This window comes from Halorussus lipolyticus, from assembly GCF_029338375.1.
Taxonomy (GTDB): Archaea; Halobacteriota; Halobacteria; order Halobacteriales; family Haladaptataceae; genus Halorussus; species Halorussus lipolyticus.
In genome coordinates this window covers 1,780,011-1,797,291 of the sequence record NZ_CP119804.1, presented here as the reverse complement: position 1 = coordinate 1,797,291, position 17,281 = coordinate 1,780,011, and the positions used below count along the sequence as shown (strand labels likewise).

Annotated in this window: 20 protein-coding genes; 7 read left to right on the top strand and 13 right to left on the bottom strand. The window is 64.5% G+C overall.

The features are described from left to right. Positions 1–34: 34 nt before the first annotated feature. Complete coding sequence (locus tag P2T57_RS09160; protein ID WP_276298889.1) at positions 35–1,183, bottom strand: hypothetical protein; 1,149 nt, start codon at positions 1,181–1,183, stop codon at positions 35–37. 361 nt (positions 1,184–1,544) lie between these two features. Next, complete coding sequence (locus P2T57_RS09155; RefSeq protein WP_276298888.1) at positions 1,545–2,723, bottom strand: hypothetical protein; 1,179 nt, start codon at positions 2,721–2,723, stop codon at positions 1,545–1,547. 179 nt (positions 2,724–2,902) lie between these two features. Between P2T57_RS09155 and P2T57_RS09150 the strand changes: the two genes are divergently transcribed. Then, the gene (locus P2T57_RS09150; protein WP_276298887.1) at positions 2,903–3,670 is read left to right on the top strand and encodes a transcriptional regulator FilR1 domain-containing protein; all 768 of its coding nucleotides are present in this window, start codon (positions 2,903–2,905) and stop codon (positions 3,668–3,670) included. Positions 3,671–3,738: 68 nt separating this feature from the next. Here the strand turns inward: P2T57_RS09150 and P2T57_RS09145 are convergent, their stop codons facing one another. Together P2T57_RS09145 and P2T57_RS09140 are read right to left on the bottom strand one after the other, a co-directional pair. Beyond that, positions 3,739–4,014 (bottom strand): hypothetical protein, encoded by a 276-nt coding sequence (locus P2T57_RS09145; RefSeq protein ID WP_276298886.1) that lies wholly within the window; start codon positions 4,012–4,014, stop codon positions 3,739–3,741. A gap of 115 nt (positions 4,015–4,129) precedes the next feature. Further along, a complete protein-coding gene (locus tag P2T57_RS09140) occupies positions 4,130–4,486 on the bottom strand; it encodes a DUF5802 family protein (RefSeq protein ID WP_276298885.1) in 357 nt (118 codons plus the stop codon). A 327-nt stretch (positions 4,487–4,813) separates the two neighbouring features. On the opposite strand from P2T57_RS09140, the gene P2T57_RS09135 reads away from it, so the two are divergent. The 3 genes from P2T57_RS09135 to P2T57_RS09125 all read left to right on the top strand — a co-directional run bounded on the left by P2T57_RS09135 (position 4,814) and on the right by P2T57_RS09125 (position 7,534). Further along, a complete protein-coding gene (locus tag P2T57_RS09135; protein WP_276298884.1) occupies positions 4,814–5,455 on the top strand; it encodes a DUF1405 domain-containing protein in 642 nt (213 codons plus the stop codon). A 121-nt stretch (positions 5,456–5,576) separates the two neighbouring features. After that, positions 5,577–6,707 (top strand): hypothetical protein, encoded by a 1,131-nt coding sequence (locus tag P2T57_RS09130; RefSeq protein WP_276298883.1) that lies wholly within the window; start codon positions 5,577–5,579, stop codon positions 6,705–6,707. Positions 6,708–6,787: 80 nt separating this feature from the next. After that, positions 6,788–7,534: an ArsR/SmtB family transcription factor gene (locus tag P2T57_RS09125; RefSeq protein WP_276298882.1), complete on the top strand. Its 747-nt coding sequence runs from the start codon at positions 6,788–6,790 to the stop codon at positions 7,532–7,534. Here the strand turns inward: P2T57_RS09125 and P2T57_RS09120 are convergent, their stop codons facing one another. Then, positions 7,535–8,023 (bottom strand): hypothetical protein, encoded by a 489-nt coding sequence (locus P2T57_RS09120; protein WP_276298881.1) that lies wholly within the window; start codon positions 8,021–8,023, stop codon positions 7,535–7,537. Positions 8,024–8,234: 211 nt separating this feature from the next. After that, on the bottom strand, positions 8,235–8,543 hold the full coding sequence (locus tag P2T57_RS09115) for a hypothetical protein (RefSeq protein WP_276298880.1): 309 nt from the start codon (positions 8,541–8,543) through the stop codon (positions 8,235–8,237). 147 nt (positions 8,544–8,690) lie between these two features. Between P2T57_RS09115 and gatD the strand changes: the two genes are divergently transcribed. Both gatD and P2T57_RS09105 read left to right on the top strand, forming a co-directional pair. Continuing rightward, positions 8,691–9,938 (top strand): Glu-tRNA(Gln) amidotransferase subunit GatD, encoded by a 1,248-nt coding sequence (gene gatD, locus P2T57_RS09110; RefSeq protein WP_276298879.1) that lies wholly within the window; start codon positions 8,691–8,693, stop codon positions 9,936–9,938. A 1-nt stretch (position 9,939) separates the two neighbouring features. After that, a complete protein-coding gene (locus P2T57_RS09105) occupies positions 9,940–10,860 on the top strand; it encodes a GNAT family N-acetyltransferase (protein WP_276298878.1) in 921 nt (306 codons plus the stop codon). A 17-nt stretch (positions 10,861–10,877) separates the two neighbouring features. On the opposite strand, the gene P2T57_RS09100 is transcribed toward P2T57_RS09105, so the two are convergent. The 5 genes from P2T57_RS09100 to P2T57_RS09080 form a co-directional block, all read right to left on the bottom strand. Next, complete coding sequence (locus P2T57_RS09100; protein WP_276298877.1) at positions 10,878–12,065, bottom strand: DUF7972 family membrane protein; 1,188 nt, start codon at positions 12,063–12,065, stop codon at positions 10,878–10,880. Between the two features lie 128 nt (positions 12,066–12,193). Continuing rightward, positions 12,194–12,469: a ubiquitin-like small modifier protein 1 gene (locus P2T57_RS09095; protein WP_276302098.1), complete on the bottom strand. Its 276-nt coding sequence runs from the start codon at positions 12,467–12,469 to the stop codon at positions 12,194–12,196. A 228-nt stretch (positions 12,470–12,697) separates the two neighbouring features. Further along, positions 12,698–12,886, bottom strand: a complete 189-nt coding sequence (locus P2T57_RS09090) for a hypothetical protein (protein ID WP_276298876.1) — start codon at positions 12,884–12,886, stop codon at positions 12,698–12,700. After that, positions 12,843–13,481, bottom strand: coding sequence for a DUF8135 domain-containing protein (locus P2T57_RS09085; RefSeq protein ID WP_276298875.1), 639 nt, complete (start codon positions 13,479–13,481; stop codon positions 12,843–12,845). The genes P2T57_RS09090 and P2T57_RS09085 overlap by 44 nt, the downstream gene beginning before the upstream one ends. Beyond that, a complete protein-coding gene (locus P2T57_RS09080; RefSeq protein ID WP_276298874.1) occupies positions 13,478–14,383 on the bottom strand; it encodes a hypothetical protein in 906 nt (301 codons plus the stop codon). The genes P2T57_RS09085 and P2T57_RS09080 overlap by 4 nt, the downstream gene beginning before the upstream one ends. A 141-nt stretch (positions 14,384–14,524) precedes the next feature. On the opposite strand from P2T57_RS09080, the gene P2T57_RS09075 reads away from it, so the two are divergent. Next, on the top strand, positions 14,525–15,244 hold the full coding sequence (locus P2T57_RS09075) for an HAD family hydrolase (protein WP_276298873.1): 720 nt from the start codon (positions 14,525–14,527) through the stop codon (positions 15,242–15,244). A gap of 8 nt (positions 15,245–15,252) precedes the next feature. Here P2T57_RS09075 and P2T57_RS09070 read toward each other — a convergent pair whose 3' ends face one another. Continuing rightward, a complete protein-coding gene (locus tag P2T57_RS09070; RefSeq protein ID WP_276298872.1) occupies positions 15,253–15,573 on the bottom strand; it encodes a hypothetical protein in 321 nt (106 codons plus the stop codon). 3 nt (positions 15,574–15,576) lie between these two features. Then, positions 15,577–17,274, bottom strand: coding sequence for a GTPBP1 family GTP-binding protein (locus tag P2T57_RS09065; protein ID WP_276298871.1), 1,698 nt, complete (start codon positions 17,272–17,274; stop codon positions 15,577–15,579). Positions 17,275–17,281: the final 7 nt, after the last annotated feature.

The window sequence follows — 17,281 nt, the reverse complement described above, 5'->3', positions numbered from 1 at the left end:
CCGAGGGTGTTTCGAGTTCGGTATTTTTGCGGCGTTAGCACTCCTTATACAAGGAGACCGAAGACTTCAGCCAGTGGGTATCGCCGCAACTCCCATCGGTGAACGTCCCTTTGAGTTCGACCGTACCAACATCGCGTTGTCCCATGGCACAGTCGTAGTCCTCCATGTTACACACGCTCGACGGTTGCATGCCGAGTGTACTCTGCCGAACTTGGCTACCACATTGGTCCGTGACGTTCCACTCCCACTCGCAGTAGTCGTTGTACACCGAGGACTGGTCGACTCGCTCCAAGGAAGGTTCACTGTAGCTCCAAGCGAGGCCTGTGTATGAGTCCATCCAATCGGTTATCACGCTGATGCTGTACGAGGTACTCGTGCTTCCGCCGCTGGGACCTGCGGGCTTCCAGTAGCCGCTGTCGACATCCTGCCACGCCATGTCGTTCTGGTTCCAGTAGTGTCTGTTCCACGCGGCTTCGTTTTGCCAGTTACTACCGTAGACTTGGTATCCCGGTTCGATGGTCATCGGCGAGTGGAATCCGTGCAGAGTCCCTTGGTCGTCGTACTCGGTGTCCTGAACCCAGTGGTACGTGGAACTGATCTTGCCGTAGGGGTCGACGGCGTTATCTAGGGTAGTGTTGTAAATAACTTCCATATCGTTCAGTCCCGAGATGGTCCCCGCACTCTGGGTGGTCAGGTCGTCGTCTGAGGCTTCGAGCGCGGCGGAGATGTCTTGTACTTGGTCCTCGAAGCGGTTGTGGATTAGCCCCTCTGCACGACCCTTCGACTCGGCGGCTCTGGCTTCGCCGGCCATCCCGATGTACCCGTGAGCAACGCCGTCGGCGTCGATTCCGTACGCGTACGCGACGACTTCGCTGTCTTCGGGCGAGTCGCTGTCTCCGTCGGTCGCTCCGGGTCGGGCCGCCGGAATCCCGTCCAAGGTTTCGCCGGTGTTGCGCTCGTACTCGGCGACTGCTCGTTTGCGAAGCTGTTTGCGTCGTTTGTCCGAGACCGGATTATCCACGGTTCCTTTGGCGGCGTGAACGTCGGAGGCTTTGTCCGACCGGTTAGCCGCCGCGAGGGTACTCCCAGTCGCTAGTGTCGCAAGGCCTGCTACACCGGCCTTGAGAACGTCTCGTCGGCCAGTCTGTTGTTCGCTTCCATCGTATTTATCAGCTTCTTCCATACTACAATTAATATAATATGTCTGTGGATAGTATATGCACGGTCCTGCAGACCACTGCGATTCTTTACATCCCTGCAATAATAATCTGTAATCTAATATAATCAATAAACAGCTATGGTCGAGAGGACTCACGGTCGCTCACGAGAGCGACGCGAAAAGGTCGTGTTTCGTCGGGTTGCCGCCCGAAGCGGGGTAGGCGATGGCGACCCGAGGAGGCATGCGACCGGGGTACGACCGCGACCGAGATATACGTTTCTCAGACGACGAGACTGAGTATGGGTCGCAGTCGCAAAAAATCAGTCCCGCGAGTGGGACCTGTAGCGTGGTCAGTTCGACCGCAAAACCGCGGATTCTCGCGGTGTTAACACTCTTTGTGGGCCATGCCCGACGACTTCAGCCAGTAGTTGTCGCCGCAACTACCGTCGGTGAACGTCGATTTGAGTTCGAGCTTACAGATATCGCGTCGTCCCATGGCACAGTCGTAGTCGGTCTGCTCACACATACTCGACGGGTGCATGCTGAGCGTGCTCTGCCGAACCGATTCACCGCATTTGTCGTTGACGTCCCAATACCACCCGCATTTGTCGTTGTACGTCGAGGACAGGTCGGTTCGTTCCATGGCGGGGTCAGTATGACTCCAACCCATGGTTGTCGAGACGCCGATATCCGTCAAACTAAAGCTCGCAGTGATGCTCATCGACGTGGTCGAGGATCCGCCATCGCTGGGACCTGCGGGTTTCCAGTAGCCGTCGTCGACCTCGAACTCCGCCATATCGCTCTGGTTCCAGAGGTGTTTGCTCGTCACGCTTTCGTTCTGCCAGTTGCTGCTGAAGGACCGGACTCCCGGCTCGATGGTCGTCTCCGAGTGGAATCCGTGCATGGTGCTCTCGTCGCTGTTGACGGTGTCCTGAATCCAGTAGTTCGTGGAACTAATCACGCCGTGGGGGTCGACGGCGTGGTCTAGTGGGAACTCGTAAGCAACCTCCAGTTCGTCTAGGTTGTCGATGGTCCCATACTCAGCCTGGGTACTCAGGTCGTCGTCGGAGGCTTCGAGCGCGGCGGAGACCTCTCGCACTCGGTCCTCGAAGCGGTTGTGGATTAGCCCCTTCGCACGACCATTCGTCTCGGCGGCTGGGTCTTCGCCCGCCATGCCGATGTACCCGCGAGCAACGCCGTCGGCGTCGATTCCGTACGCATACGCGACAATGCTACTTTCAGACGAGGGACCGTCTTCGGGCGAGTCCCCCGGTCCGTGGGCCGCTCGGGGTTCGACCGTCGGAATCCCGTCCATCGTTTCGCCGGTGTTGCGCTCGTACTCTCGGACCGCTCGCTTGCGGAGTTGCTTGCGCTGTTTGTCCGAGACCGGGTTGTTCATCGTCCCCTTGACGACGTGAACGTCGGAGGCCTTGTCCGACCGGTTGGCCGCCGCGAGGGTGCTTCCGGTCGCTAGCGTCGCAAGGCCTGCTGCACCGGCCTTGAGTATCGACCGCCGACCCGTTTTTCGCTCGTCTGCATCGAATGTGGAATTTCGTTCTTCCATTCCAACCATAATTTTATTCTACTTAATAATATATTTAATTCTGCTACAATAAGAAATAATATTACTGGGGCACAACGATATTGCATCCTCGCAAGGTGACTTGTGGGGAAATAAATTTCTGGCTCTAAAATAGAGTAAAAATCACTATGGCTAAGAGGGGTAATTCGTTCGAGGACAGTGTGCCGACGGCGGACGACTTGGTAGAAACGATAGCGAAAACCGAGGACCTCATCGGGATGCTCCACGATGGACCGAAGTACAAACCCTACCTCGCAAACGAACTGGGCGTCTCGAAATCGACGGTGTACAACTGGGCGACGGACCTCATCGAGTACGACATCGTCCGACGAACCAACGAGGGGTACGAACTCACCTCGCTGGGTGAGCAACTGTTCGAGTTTTACGGCTACGTGCATCGGGTGACGACGCAGTTCTACAGCATGAAACCCCTACTAGAGGCCCTCCCGGACGACCATTACCCGCCGTTTTCGGCCCTCGTGGACGCCGAAATCGTGGATGGGAGCGCCCACCCCTACGCACCCTTTGAGACGCTCGTAGACTGGATAAAAGACGCCAACCACGTCATCGGTACTCCCGCAATCATCTCCACCGAGAAACTGGAAGCACTCGCCCCGAAATTCCGGTCGAACGAAATGACCGCAGACGTCGTTCTCGAACAGACGGACGTGGAGTTGATGGAGCGCCACGTCCCCGACACGCTGGACGCTATCCTCGAAAACGCTACCGTCTACGAAACCGACCGAACGATTCCGATTCGACTGTACGTCGCCAGAGACCTGTCGCCGTCGGTCGGTATCGTGACATTGAGCAACAATCGACAAGTCTCGATGTTCGTCCAACTCCGGGGCGACCAAGCGGTCGAGTGGGGACTCGAACTCTACGAGCAGTACCGCGAACACGGGACCCGAATCGAGACTCGTCCGTAAGTTCCGGTCGTCTCGGACGACTTCGACCGGAGTCTACGGGATGCGCTCGATTCTGCTCGACGCGAGTGTCAGACCGCGACCAGACCGACCGTTCCGCCGACCAGCAGGGCCGCCAAGGCGTACCACGGTTCGCGCCGGACGGTCCGCTGTGCGGCCGGAATCTTCCCGGTGTATTTGATTCCGAGAGCGACGCCGACGAAGGTGACGGTGAGGCTGACTGCGGCGGTGGTTCGACCGATACCGTGGCCGTACCCGACGAGGACGCCGACCACCGCCCCGAGGATAGCGGCGTGGACCTCGGTGTAAGTCAGGGAGTTGTCGCTCTCGAAGACGGACTTAGCCATGGGAAAGACTAGACGGCACGGAGCTTAAATTTGTTTTCGCCGCGCTAAAATTAGCAGTAGCCGAGGAGACGACGCCGGCCCTGCGACTCGCGCCGTCACCCCGCGGTTCGCGCCGTCAAATTCCCGCGCTGGGCGCTTGGTCCTGATACCGCAGGAGTTGGGCCGCCCTGTCGGCCTTCGCCAGCAGGACCTCCTTGAGCGTCGGCGGGTTCCGGATGCGGGTGTCGTCGAGGAGGTCCTCGGGGAGTGCCAGCGTCCCCTCGGGAACGGACTCGTCGCCGTGGACTGCGACGTGGTGGTTGTCTACTTTCATCACGAGCGGACTGTCGAGGCGTTCGACGCCCTCTCCGGAGGCGTACAGTTGTTCGTTGATTCGCTCGTGTTGCTCGCGGCGCATGGCCGGTTGCTGGCCTCGGTGCGGTTCGACGTAAAGCCGACCGAGGTAGTAGCCGCTCGAAAACTCCTCGAACATGAGACATGGTATCGTATACCACCTACAGAAATAAATCTTTCGTAAAGTTTTATATAGTAGGGCAAGTCCACTTCTAAGAACTTTCGACGTTTCAGGGTTGTGGCGGGGTGAGGGGCAGTAGGCAAATGAGCAACTGAAAGCGGATGGCGGCACTCGCTCGCGGTCACCGTGTCCCATCGGTGGCGCTCAACACGGCAGACGAAGGTTGTGTGGTCGTTAAACTATCTCCTTCTTTCTTTCGCAAATGAAATCCGTTCTCCTCCCGATGCGCACCAGTCTCGCCCAGTTCTGCGAAGACCTTTGTCGCTGGCGCTCCCGTGGCCGTGTATGACGACGTTGGAGCGCTACGCGCGTCGGTACCTCGAAGACGGCCCGAACCTCGCGTGGTTGGTCGCGGTCAACGTGTTGGCGATGCTGGTCGGCGTCCAGTTCTACGTCGAGACCCTGCCCGAGGTTCCGGTCTACCTCTGGCCGCTCTACGCCGACTCGCCCGCCGCGCTGTTTCTGGTGACGCTCTCGCTGGTGACGCTCCTGCCGAACCTCGGCCGGTCGCTCGGCGAGGCCCCCCGAAATCGCGCGCTGGCCTACCTCCACACGTTTGCGTTCGCGTGGCTGGTCAAGTACGGCGTCTGGACGTTCGTCTCGCTGAACCTCGGCTTCGGGGCCTACTTCGGCCCGCCGTGGAACCCCGACGCTTTCTGGTCGTACTGGTTCATCATCGTGACCCATCTCGGGTTCGTCGCCGAGGCCTACCTCCTCCCGCTCTACGGCGCGACCACTCGGGGCGCGCTGGCGACGGCGCTGACAGCACTGTTGGCCAACGACGCCCTCGACTACGTGCTGGGAATTCACCCGCCGCTCCGGTACGAACCCGGCGTTCTCCTCCCCACAGCGACCGTCGCGCTCTCGGTCCTCGCGGTGGCCGCCGCGGCCCGCGGGTTCGACAGACTCCCGCGTTCAGGTAGTTGAACCGAGACGTAATCTGTTCCTATTTTAAACTCTAAGCAGGCTCCTGAATGCTTCATATAGCTCTGTGAACAGAACGAACGAATGTCGGCCTTTTTAAGTCACGGGGCTAAAGGGCCAACTGATGACCCCCTATCGAGCCGTTTTGTTGGCGCTGTTCGTCGTCGGAGGTGCGCTGACCGCCGCCGTTCCGGCGGGCGCGACGACCGTCGGTGCGGACGCGAATGGCGGCGTCGCGGTGTCCGACGACCCCGCTGAGGACGTGCGACCGACGGCCGCCAACGCTACTAACAACTCGACGCTGGGTGCAGACATCTCCTCGTTCATGCAGTCGAGCGCCGCCGAGGTCGACGGTGCGGTCGAAACCGGCATGTGGGCCGCGGCGTTCAACGCCACCGAAAACCAGTCGGTACAGGCTCAGTTGGTCGAGCGCCGGACCGGTGAACTCCGCACGGAACTCGCAGACCTCCGCCAGCGCAAGCAAGCACTCGCCGACGAGCGCGAGGCCGACAACATCTCCGAAGTCGCCTACAAGGCCAAAGTCAGCCAACTCGTCGGCCAAATCAACGCGCTCAAGTCCGCGATAAACACCACGTCCGCCCGCGCGACGCAGGCCAACGCCAACGCCAACGTCGATTCGCTCGACGACCTCCGGGCCGAGACCGACAACCTGACCGGCCCCGAAATCTCGTCAGTCGCGCGCAACGTGACTGGCGTCGCCGTCGGTAACGCCGAGGTCGGTCCGCCCGACGGCGTCGGTAACGGAAACGCGAACGGCGTCGGCAACGGCGCGGCAGGCGAAGGGAAAGACAAGACGGGACCACCTGCCGACGCCGGTAACGGGACGGTCGGGAACGCCACGAATGCGAGCGCCCCCGGCGGACCGCCCGGTAATTCCGGCGAGTCGGGTCCTCCCGGCAACTCGGGCAACTCGGACGCCCCCGGCAAATCTCCGATCACCGGCAATAGCTCGGACAACCGAACCGCGCCCCCGAACGGAACCGCGCCACCGAACGGGACTGCACCCCCGAACGAGACCGGACCGGGCACGCCGCCCGGTAACGGAAGCGGCGCTGGCACCGGCAACGACGCCGGGACCGGCAACGGCGTCGGCAACGGAATCGGCCTCGGAAAGGACTCCTCGCAGGTCGTCTCGTCGGTCGCCGCCGTGACGACGACGCCGGACTTCTTCGACCGCGTTTCCCACGCTCTCGGAGCGGGTACCTACGCCGTCGAGTACGTCGCGGTCCCGTAGGTCGCCGCCTCGGAGGAGACCCGCGTGGGGCCGACGAGAGACACGCTTTTGAGTGCCCGATTCGTAGCTCCCGATAGCGAATGGACTCCGCCGAGCTACTCGACATTCTGGGCAACGAGAACCGCAGGCGCATCCTCCGACTCCTCTCGCGTCGGCCCTGCTACGTCACCGAAATCAGCGAGTACCTCGGCGTCAGCCCCAAGGCCGTCATCGACCATCTCCGGAAACTGGAGGACGCCGGCCTCATCGAGAGTCGGACCGACGACCAGCGCAGAAAGTACTTCAGCATCTCGCGCAATCTCCGACTGGAGGTCAGCGTCTCGCCCTACGAGTTCGGGATGAAAAGCGCCTATCCGGCCAGCGCCAACCTCGACGTGAGCAGGTGGCGCTACCTCTCACTCAACGTCCAACTCGACGCCGAGGAGACCGACGAAACGAACGAAACGGACGCTGACGACGACGAGGAGCGCACGGAAGCTGAGGACGGGGCCGAAGACGACGAGACGGTCGAGCAAGCGACCGGCCTCGCCGAGGAGTTGGACGAACTCCAGCAACTCCAGCGCGAACTCTCGCTGGCCCAGCGGTGGGTCCACGGCAGAATCGCCGACGTGCAGAACCGACTCGGCGACGCGCTCGACGGCGAGGACGAGAGCAGACTCCACGCCGAGGTCCTGTCGGCCGTCGCCGGGGGTGGGTCCTCGGTCGGCGAAATCAGCCGTGCGGTCGAGGCCCCCGAACACGTCGTAGACGCTTGCCTGTCGGAACTGGCCGACGGTGGCTTCGTGGAACGCGACGAGGACGGCGAGTGGTCGTTAGCGGAGAAGTAGTCAGATGTCCGCGGTCAGTCCGTTTCTGAGGTCACCGCCGAAGTACGCGCCGAGCGCGCCGGCCAGCAGGCCGGTCCCCGCGCCGAACATCGCTAGCGGGACGCCGGCGTCGCCGAACGCCGTCAGCGCGAGGTTGCCCAGTAGCGCGGTCAGTCCGGCGGCGACTGCACCCGCGGCGGCCGATTCGAGGAGGGTCGAGCGTTCGACAACCAGACCGAGGAGGAAGGCACCGGCGAAGACGCCGACCAGTCCCGCGAGGTTGTCCAGAATCGGGAGCGGGATGAAGGCGTTCCCCGCGAACATCCCGCCGCCCAGCAGGACGAGGGCGTAGAGGAACACTCGCGGCGAGAAGACACTGGCCGCTCGGTGCTGGGCGCGCTGGACGAACGACGAGGCCTCGGTCGTGTCCTCGTCGGCATCGTCTTGGAGGGTCTCGGTGAGGTCGTCCGCGAACGAGTCGCGGGTGCGCTGGTCGGAGCGCTGGGGCATGGTGGAGTGTGTGGCGCGGGAGGTAATGGGTCTTTCCCGTGGGCGGGTTCGGATTCGGATGGGTCGTTCTCCTCGTTACGCATTCATTTATATTCGTTAAGAAAACACGATTAAGTCCCAAACAAATATAAATAAACCTGAGGTTGTCGGCACTCGAAGACGAGAAGCGAAAGCGACGAAAGACTGGCTTCAGACCCTCGCTGAAACGGCGTTACCGGCCGTGGTGAGCGCCGCCGTGGTGTTCACCGCGAGGACCGTGCCCGCCGTGGTGCTGGCCGGTAGCCTCGTCGTGGTGATGACCGCCAGCGCCGTCGTGGTGCGGGTGGTCAGTCCAGTGGTCGCCGTGCTGGTGGGTTCCCCAGTCGTTGTGCCATCCCAAGTGGTCGCCGACGTGTCCGACGGTCGAGATGGGGTCCTCGGCGAGGTCGGTGGGATGAGCGCCGGCCGTCGCGGTCAGCGCGAGGCCGAGGAGCATCAATCCGGCGAGGCCCACGAGGACCGCTTGCAGTTTCGTGGTCATGAGTTGCACCTCCTAGGTGTGGGTAGGCGACGAGCGGACATAACCCCGCGAGGCGATTCCCACCGGACGGGAAACCGACGCGAGCAGAGTAACTTTCCCACGCGGCGAAAAGATGGTTTCAAGTCCGGCGCGCCGGTACTCCGGAGTATGAATCCCGGCGACCGCGTCCGCGTCCAGCGGGCCGACCAGACCTACGAGGGCGTACTGCTTCCCTCCTCGACGAGCCAGAACCTCGTCGTCAAGCTAGAGGGCGGATACAACGTCGGTATCGACCGCGACGAGGCCGACGTCGACGTACTCGAAAGCGACGTGTACGACGTAGGGAGCGGCGACACCGACGACGAATCGTCGGTCGAGTTCGACTCCGACCTGCCGACCATCTCGCTCATCTCGACCGGCGGGACCATCGCCTCGACGGTGGACTACCGGACCGGTGCCGTCACGGCCCAGTTCGACGCCGAGGACGTGCTTCGGGCCGTCCCGGACCTCGCTGGCCGGGCCAACTACCGGGGCCGGGTCGTCGCCAACATCCTCTCGGAGAACATGACTCCCGACGTGTGGCGGGACCTCGCCGAGGCCGTCCACGAGGAAATCGAGGAGGGCGCGGACGGCGTGGTCGTGATGCACGGCACCGACACGATGCAGTTCACCGCCTCCGCGCTCTCGTTCATGCTCGACACGCCGGTCCCGGTCGTGTTCACCGGAAGCCAGCGGTCGGCCGACCGGCCCTCCTCGGACAACGTGATGAACGCGGTCTGCGCCGTCGAGGCCGCCAAGGCCGACTCTGCGGAGGTCATGGTCTGCATGCACGCCACCGAATCCGACGACGTGTGCGCGCTCCACCGGGGCACTCGCGTCCGGAAGAATCACACCTCGCGGCGCGATGCCTTCGAGACGGTCGGCGCGAAGCCACTCGGCGAGGTCGAGTACGCCGGCGGCGACGCCGAAGTCAGTTTCCGCCGAGCGTACGCCGAGCGCGGCGAGACCGACCTCTCGCTCGCGCCCGAGATGGAGAGCGAGGTCGAACTGCTGAAGTTCACCCCCGGCATGGACGAGTCGGCGCTCGACGTGGCCGAGGGCAAGGAAGGACTGGTCCTCGAAGGTACCGGTCTGGGTCACGTCCACTCGGCGTGGACCGACCGAATCGCCGAGTTGGTCGAGGACGGCACCACGGTCGTCATGACCAGTCAGTGCATCGACGGGCGGGTCTGCGACCGGGTGTACGACACCGGGCGGGACCTGCTCGACGCGGGCGTCGTGGAGGGCGAGGACATGCTCCCCGGCACCGCGAAGGTCAAACTGATGTGGGCGCTGGCCAACAGCGATAATCCCGAGAAGGCGGTCCGGACGCCCGTCGCCGGCGAAATCACCGACCGGTCGGTCCCGTGGGAGTGAGATGACGGGCGCGAGCAGAGAATCGGGCGTCGAGGTCCGCGAGGCCCGGCCTGACGACTACGACCAAATCGCGGCGTTCACCCAGAACACGTGGCCCGACCGCGAGGGCGGCGACTACATCCCCGACATCTACCACGATTGGATAGCGGGCGAGGGCAAGCGCACCGCGGTCGCCGAGGTCGATGGCGAAGTCGCGGGTCTCGCCCAGACCGTCCTGCTGTCCGACTGGGAGGCGTGGAATCAGGGGATTCGCGTCAACCCCGACTTCCGCGGGCGAGGAGTCAGCGTCGCCATCACCGACGACCTGTTCGAGTGGGCGCGAGAGCAGGGCGCGACCGTCGCCCGGAACATGGTCTTCTCGTGGAACGTCGCCGGACTGGGCCAGTCGCGCTCGACGGGGTACGACCCCGCGACCGAGTTCCGATGGGCACACCCGGAACCCGACTCGGCGGCCAGTTCTGCGCTCGACGTGACCGCCGACCCCAACGCGGCGTGGCGGTTCTGGACCGACAGCGAGGCCCGCGACCACCTCCGGGGTCTCGCGCTGGACCCCGACGAGACGTGGGCGCTCTCGAAACTGACTCGAACTGACCTCCGGAACGCGGCCGACGACGGCGGCCTGTTCGTCGTGCAGGACGACGGGACTCGCGGGTTCGCCCACCGAATCCGGGAGTACGAGCGCGAGGCCGAGGAGAGCGAGCAGACCGAGACGTGGGCCGAGTACGGCGTCGGCGCGTGGGACGACCCAGAAAGTGCCGATGCGCTGTTCGGTGCAATCGCACGAGATGCCGCCGGATTGGGGGCAGACCGGACTCGCGTCCTGATTCCCGAGTGCGTCCGGTACGTCAGCGACACCGCGTTCTGTCGGGTGGAAATCGCCGACGAACCCGACTTCGTGCTGGCGGCCGACCTGACGCGCTGAACTTCTGCACTCGGGTGCTAATCGTCGCCCGCAGGACGCTCGTCGGAGGGGTCGTCGGACGGCATCCCGTCGCTCGGCGTCGGAACGCTCTTGTCCGAAACTTCGATGTCGTCGTCCTCCCAGTCGAACTCGTCGAGTTCGTCGCTCTGGCGCAGGACGAACGGGCCGGACGCCAGCGTTTGGAGCGTGACGGTCATCGCCCGGATGACGTAGGACGTGAGGACGACGTAGGGAGCGAGCGCGATAGTGTAGGAGAAGGCGACGAACATCGTCAGGGGTGCCATGCTGAACTTCTCGGAGACCAGCCATATCTCCTCGGTCGGGACGAACTCGGGCGAGTGGAGCGCCAGCATCACGTAGGAGATGTAGACGATGGTCGGGAGCGAGACGTAGAGCAGGCGGGCCGACAGGCGGGAGAACTCGCGCTTGTAGTACAGCGACTTGAAGTACTCCCGGCCGGTGGCGAACACCTTCAGGGTCTCCACGAGGTCGTCGATGGCCGCCTGCTGGTCGTCGCTCAAGCAGTGGCCGTACTTGCGCTTGAACCGGCGAGCGACGTGGAGTTGCCACGAGTAGTCGTAGTCGAGGCCCGCCAGCAGGACCTTGAACGACCCGAAGTTCGACCCGGAGAGGGTTTCGCCCGCTTTCTCGGCCTCCTTCGAGACCTCCTCGGAGAAGATTTTGGCCTCGTCGGCGAACTCGTCGTTGTCGCCCTGTTCGGCGATTGCCGCGATACCCTCGGCCTGCCGGTCCACGACCTTCAGAATCGACCGCAGGAACTCGGCGGGCCGGGCCGGACTCACGTCCGACTCGATGAACTCCTCGATTTGGCCGCGGTAGCGGACCGAGGCGTCGATGCGCTCGCGCTGGGTCTCGATGTCGGTTATCTCTTCGGAGAGGACGATGGAGTTGATGGAGACCACGATGGAGACCAGCAGAATCGACCCGCTCAGGAGCGCGCTGAACAGCGTCTGGACCGTGCTGGTGTTTTGCAGGAGGTCCTGCAGGTTCCACGGTCGGACGAGCGAGGTTCCGAGTAGGACGAGCAACACGCCAGACAACAGCGCCAACGCGACCCACATTCGCTTGCCTCGAAGGAGGACCCACTGGCGGACCCGCTTGTACGGCGAACTCGCCGACTCGCGGTCGCCCGGTATCAGCGAGTCGAGCGAGCGATGTTCGGTCTCCCCGTCTCCCGTCCCCATTCTCAAAACAAGTAGTAGTCCGCGACGTTAAGCACTTCTGGCTACCGCGGAAGGCCGGGCCTACCGGCCGGAAGCGACCGTCTACCGACACGTCAGGCGGTCGATACTCGGGGGTCGGAACGGACCGGCTACCCACCGCTGACCGGCGGGAACAGCGCGAGTTCGTCGCCCGATTCGAGTTCGGTTTCGAGGCCGTCCTCGGCGTGGACGTTGGTCCCGTTTCGCAGGACGTTGATGTGGTCGCGCAGGTCGCCCTCCTCGTCGTGGATGCGGTCTTTCAGGTCGGGATGCTCGGCGACCAGCGCGGCCAGCGCGTCGCCGACTGTCTCGCCGGGGTCGGCCTCGACCTCGATTTCCTTTCCGCCGGTAATCTCGGCGAGGTCCGCGAACAACTTCCAGCGCATGCCGGGGCGTTGGGTGTGGTCGGTCTTTGTTCCATCGCTCTCCCGTGACATGGCGTGTTTGGACCGTAGAACTGGCGGTGATTCTGATTTCGAAGCCGCCCATTGACGGTTGGTCAACCGAGCGTTCGCACGACCGAACCGCGGCTATCAGCCGGAGTGGAAATCAAATAGTGATGTTAAAGAAATAAAATAGTTGCTTTAGAAAACAGGAACGTTTCCGCGGCCCGCTCATCCCCACTCGGCCAACTTCATCCCGGTTGTCACCAGCACCGCCACGCCAGCGCCGATGCCGAGCAGAGCGTGACCTCCCAGCGGACCACCGGGCGAGTCTGCCGGACGACTGGCCGCCGACTGGCGACGACCGGCCGACGCGCTACTCGCCGGCGTCGAGCGCGTCGGCGGCGTCGGGCGAACCACCGGTCTCGGGCGCGTCGTCGGTCTCGACGCCGAGGCCACCGATGTCCTCGTCGTCGTCCGCGACCATCGGGCAGTCGGCGACCCGGAAGTGGTCGGTGTCCGGCATCGCCAGAATCGCGGTCCCCTCGTGGGTGCAGGCCACTTCCGGCGGGTCGCCGAAGTGCGGACAGCCGTGACACGTGTCTTTGGGAATCGTCCGCACGTCCCGGTCGCCGTCCGCGGTTCGGTCGCCGCCGACGCTAGCCGCGGTCGGAGCGGCCGTCGAATCCCCCGATGCGGTCGTCTCGGACTGGGCCTCCTCGGGCGGAACCGTGACCGCCGGACCGTCGCCGTCGTCGGCCAACTGCTCCCAGAGCTTCTCGCCGTCGAGTTCGCCGACCTCGACCGACTCGAAGGCGTCGGCCCCGTCGGCCTCCTCGCGGCGCTTGCGCCGGCGCTCGTCCACCGCCGAGGCCACGTCGGCCAGCGGTCCCTCGCGCTCGGAGGCTTGTGGGTCCTCGGACGAATCCGGTCGCTCTGCCGGCGGTCGGTCGCCGGTTCGCTCCCGAACCTCGTCCGCGAGGTCGGCGAGGGGTTCGTCGCGCTCGTCGCTCATCCGTCGTCCTCCGTCACGATGTTGTCGAGGGCGTCACCGATGTCCCTGCCTTCGGTGTTCATCACGCTCTCAACGTCCCAGTCGGCGCGCTCGCCCTCCAGCGCCGGCGGGTCGCCCACCAGCAGTCGGGCCGACCCGAAAAAGCCCTGCTTGGGTTCGACGTCGTTGAAGGTGCTGGCGCAGTGGGGACACTTGGGTTCGGCCAGCAGGCCGATGTGGACCGTCTCGCCGCAGTGGCCGCAGTCGGCCGACTCGACGCCCCGGCGGTTGGCGAGGTGGGCGAGTTCGTCAGCCGCCGCCCGCGAGGCGTGGCGGGCGGTCAGGTTCTTGGTGTGGTCCCGGATTTCGACGGTCACCTCCGCCAGCGTTTCGAGTTTGGCTTCGAGGTCGTCGGTCGTGTCGGTCAGGTATTCGAGGACGTCCTCGTAGTTCTCGAACCCGGTCTGGACCTGCTCGTCCAACTCGGCGACGGTATCGGCGAGACCGTCGAGTTCGTCGGCGAGGCGGTCGGCCTGCTCGGCGACCGTCTCGGTCTGCTGGGCGAGGTCGGGGTGGGCGTGGTCGGCGGGGGCCTTCCCGTCGGTTTCGCGCTTGACCTGCACCACCCGGTCGCGCAGGTCCTGAATCTTCCCCTCGAAGTCGTCCTCGGTCTCTGCGAGGTTGGCCTCGACCTCGGCCAGTTGGGTCTCGAACTCCTCTTGGGTGGCCGAGAGGCGCTCGCCGAACTCCCGCCGGAGCGCAGAGAAGGCTTCGGCCTCGACCTGCTCGGGCGCATTACCCTTCCGGAGGCGCGCGAGGAGTTCGTCTCGACTCACCCCTAGCTCCTCGGCCTTCGCGTCGAGCCACCCGCCCAGCGAGTCGTCCGGTACGTTCGACTCCTCGCTGACATCTTCGCCAGCCATTCGGTTTCAGTTATCACAGCCTCAACTTAATGGTTAGCCTCACGTCCCGCCAAACTTCTCGCAGATGACAGACGAGCGTCCGACGAGCGTCGTTCGGGCGAACGCGACAACTTTTGTCCGACCGGTCCGAACGCCGACACGATGACCGACCTCGCGGACCCCGACGACTCACTCGCTGTCCAATCAACCGACCCGCTCGCCGACGTAGACGCCGTGCTGTTCGACCTCGACGGGACCCTCGTGGAGTACGAGCGCTCGCCCGGCGAACTCCTCTCGCTCGCGTTCGAGTCGGCCGGGTACGACCCCTTTTTCGACGTAGACGAGTACTTCGCTCGGTTCGAGGACCACCTCGCGCCGGGCGTCTCCATCCGGGAGGGCCGCGCGAACTGCTTCGCCGCCATCGCCGACGACTGCGGCCGGGACCCGAAAGAGGGCCGAGCGGTCGCCGACGCCTTCGCCGCCGAGCGCGACCACTCCCGAGTCGAGCGCCTGCCCGGCGCAAAGAGCGCGCTCGACGCCCTCGCTGGAGACTACCCTCTCGGCGTCGTGACCAACGGCCCGCCCGAGATGCAGACCACGAAACTGGAGTCGGCCGGGTTGGCCGACTACTTCGAGACGGTGGTGTTCGGGGGCCACGACGCCCCCGCAAAGCCCGACCCCGAACCCTTCGATGTCGCGCTGGCGGAGTTGGGGGTCGAGACCGACCGAGCGATGCACGTCGGGAACTCGGTGTCCTCGGACGTGGCAGGGGCGCACGCCGCGGGGCTACGGTCGGTGTGGGTGCCGGCAGAGGACGGGAGTGAGCCAGAGCCGGAGCCGCATCATTCGTTCTCCTCGTTGGCAGATTTCGTAGATCGCTAAACGAGTAACTACTGAAGGTCCAACAGATTTACTCCAATCATCACGACGCCCACGACTGCCAGCAACAGCGAAAACAGGTCCCCATCGACCAGATACTCGTACCCGCCCCAGACCGCCACGCCGGCGAAGAACGCGAGTTGCCAGTTTCGAGTGTCGATGGCGTCCCGGAGGACGCCCGCGAGCAGGAGGCCCGTCAGATACACCGCAAACCCGGCCGAGACGAGGCCCTCGCCGTCTTGGACTGCGACCGCGAGGCCGACGGCGCTCAGGGCGAACAGAACCCCGGCGAGGAGTTTCGCGGCCACGTCGGCCACACGGTCTCGGTCCACGGATTAGTCGTCGGACCGGGCGCTCTCGGCGTCGTCCGCGCCCGGATTCACGTCGGTCACGGTGCCGACGCCCTTGCTCTGGCCCTCGCGGAAGACGAACCGCTGGCCCTCCTCGACGAGGTAGGGTCGGAACTTGAACCGGACCGTAGTGGTGCCCGAGTCGCCCGGCAGGAGTTGGCCCTCGTGGGGGTGGAACTGGGCGGCCTCGCTGACGGTTTCGAGGTGGATGACCGGTTCGTAGCCGTCGCCGATGCGGGTCGGGTGGTTGAGGACGACGACTTCGGCCTCGAACTCCCGAACCGGGTCGGGATTCGCGTCCTTCGGCAGGAGGACCATCCCGCGCTCGATGTCCGACTCCCGAACCCCTTTCAAGGCGATGCCGACGATGCGACCCGCCTTGGCCTTGTCCACGCGGTGGTAGTGCATCTCGATGGACCGGACTTCGACCTCCCGGAAAGCGCCGTCTGCCATCGGTCCCAACAGGAGTTCGTCGCCGGCCTCGACTTCGCCGGACATGATGGTGCCGGAAGCCACCGCGCCGACCCCAGTCACCGAGTAGGTTCGGTCGATGTACATCCGGAAGTCGCCCGAGTCCGCCGTCGTCTTGGGCAGGCGCTCGAACAGTTCGTCCAGCGCGTCCATCCCCTCCATCGTGACCGCGCTGGTGGTCAAGACGGGCACCACGTCGTCGCCGATTTCCTCGATTGCGGCGTCGATGCCGTGGCGCTCGATGCGGAGGGGCGTCTTGCCCACGTCCCGGAGGAGGCGCTCGACTTCGCGCTCGACCTCCGCCACGCGCTCGTCGTCCACGACGTCGGCCTTGGTGATGGCGACGAGCGTCGGGAGTTCGGTGGCCAGCAGGACGCCCAGATGCTCCCGCGTCGTCTTGGTCGGGCCGTCGTCGGCGGCCACCGTCAGCAGGCCGTAGTCCAACTTCTGGCCCACCAGTCCCCGAATCGTCGTCCGAAGCCACGGTTCGTGACCCACGGTGTCCACGAACGAGACCAGTCGGTCGGACTCCTCGACGACCCGCGCCCGGTCGGACTTCCGGTGGGGGTTGTCCATCCGGACCGGTCCCTCGCCGTCGAAACCGTAGACGCCGTAGGAGAGGTCGGCCGAGAGGCCCCGCTCGACCTCGTGGGGTTGCACGTCGAGGTAGCCCCGCGTGCCGCCCTCGCCGTCGTCGGACTGGCCGGTGACGAGCGTGCCGACCAGCGTGGACTTACCGTGGTCCACGTGGCCCGCGGTGCCGACCACGATGTGTTCGCTGTCGGTGTCGAGCATCGCGCCCTCCCGAATCGTGGCGACGCCGACGAGACCATCCGCGTCGTCGTCGGTGTCGCGGTTGGTCACGAACATCTCGTCCTTCTCGGTCGCAGAGCCGTCGTCGGCGATGCCCCACGTCTGTACGTCCTCGATGTGCGCGCCGGCCTCCTCGGCCAGCAGGCTGAGGACATCCATCGACTCGGAGAAGTCCTCGTGGCTGATGCCGGCGATGCCGCCGTCGTCCGTGACGCCGACGACGTAGGTGGCCTCGCCGTCTCCCGACAGTACGCGGTGGCGGAGTTGGGCCGCCAGACTCTCCATCCGGCCCTCGGACAGATGGAGGTCGCGGGTGAGTCGCTCTTTGAACTCCACGCTTCCGCCCTCCTGTTCGCCGCGTTCGAGGGCTTGCTGTAGTGCGGCCCGGTTAGGGCACATACCATCG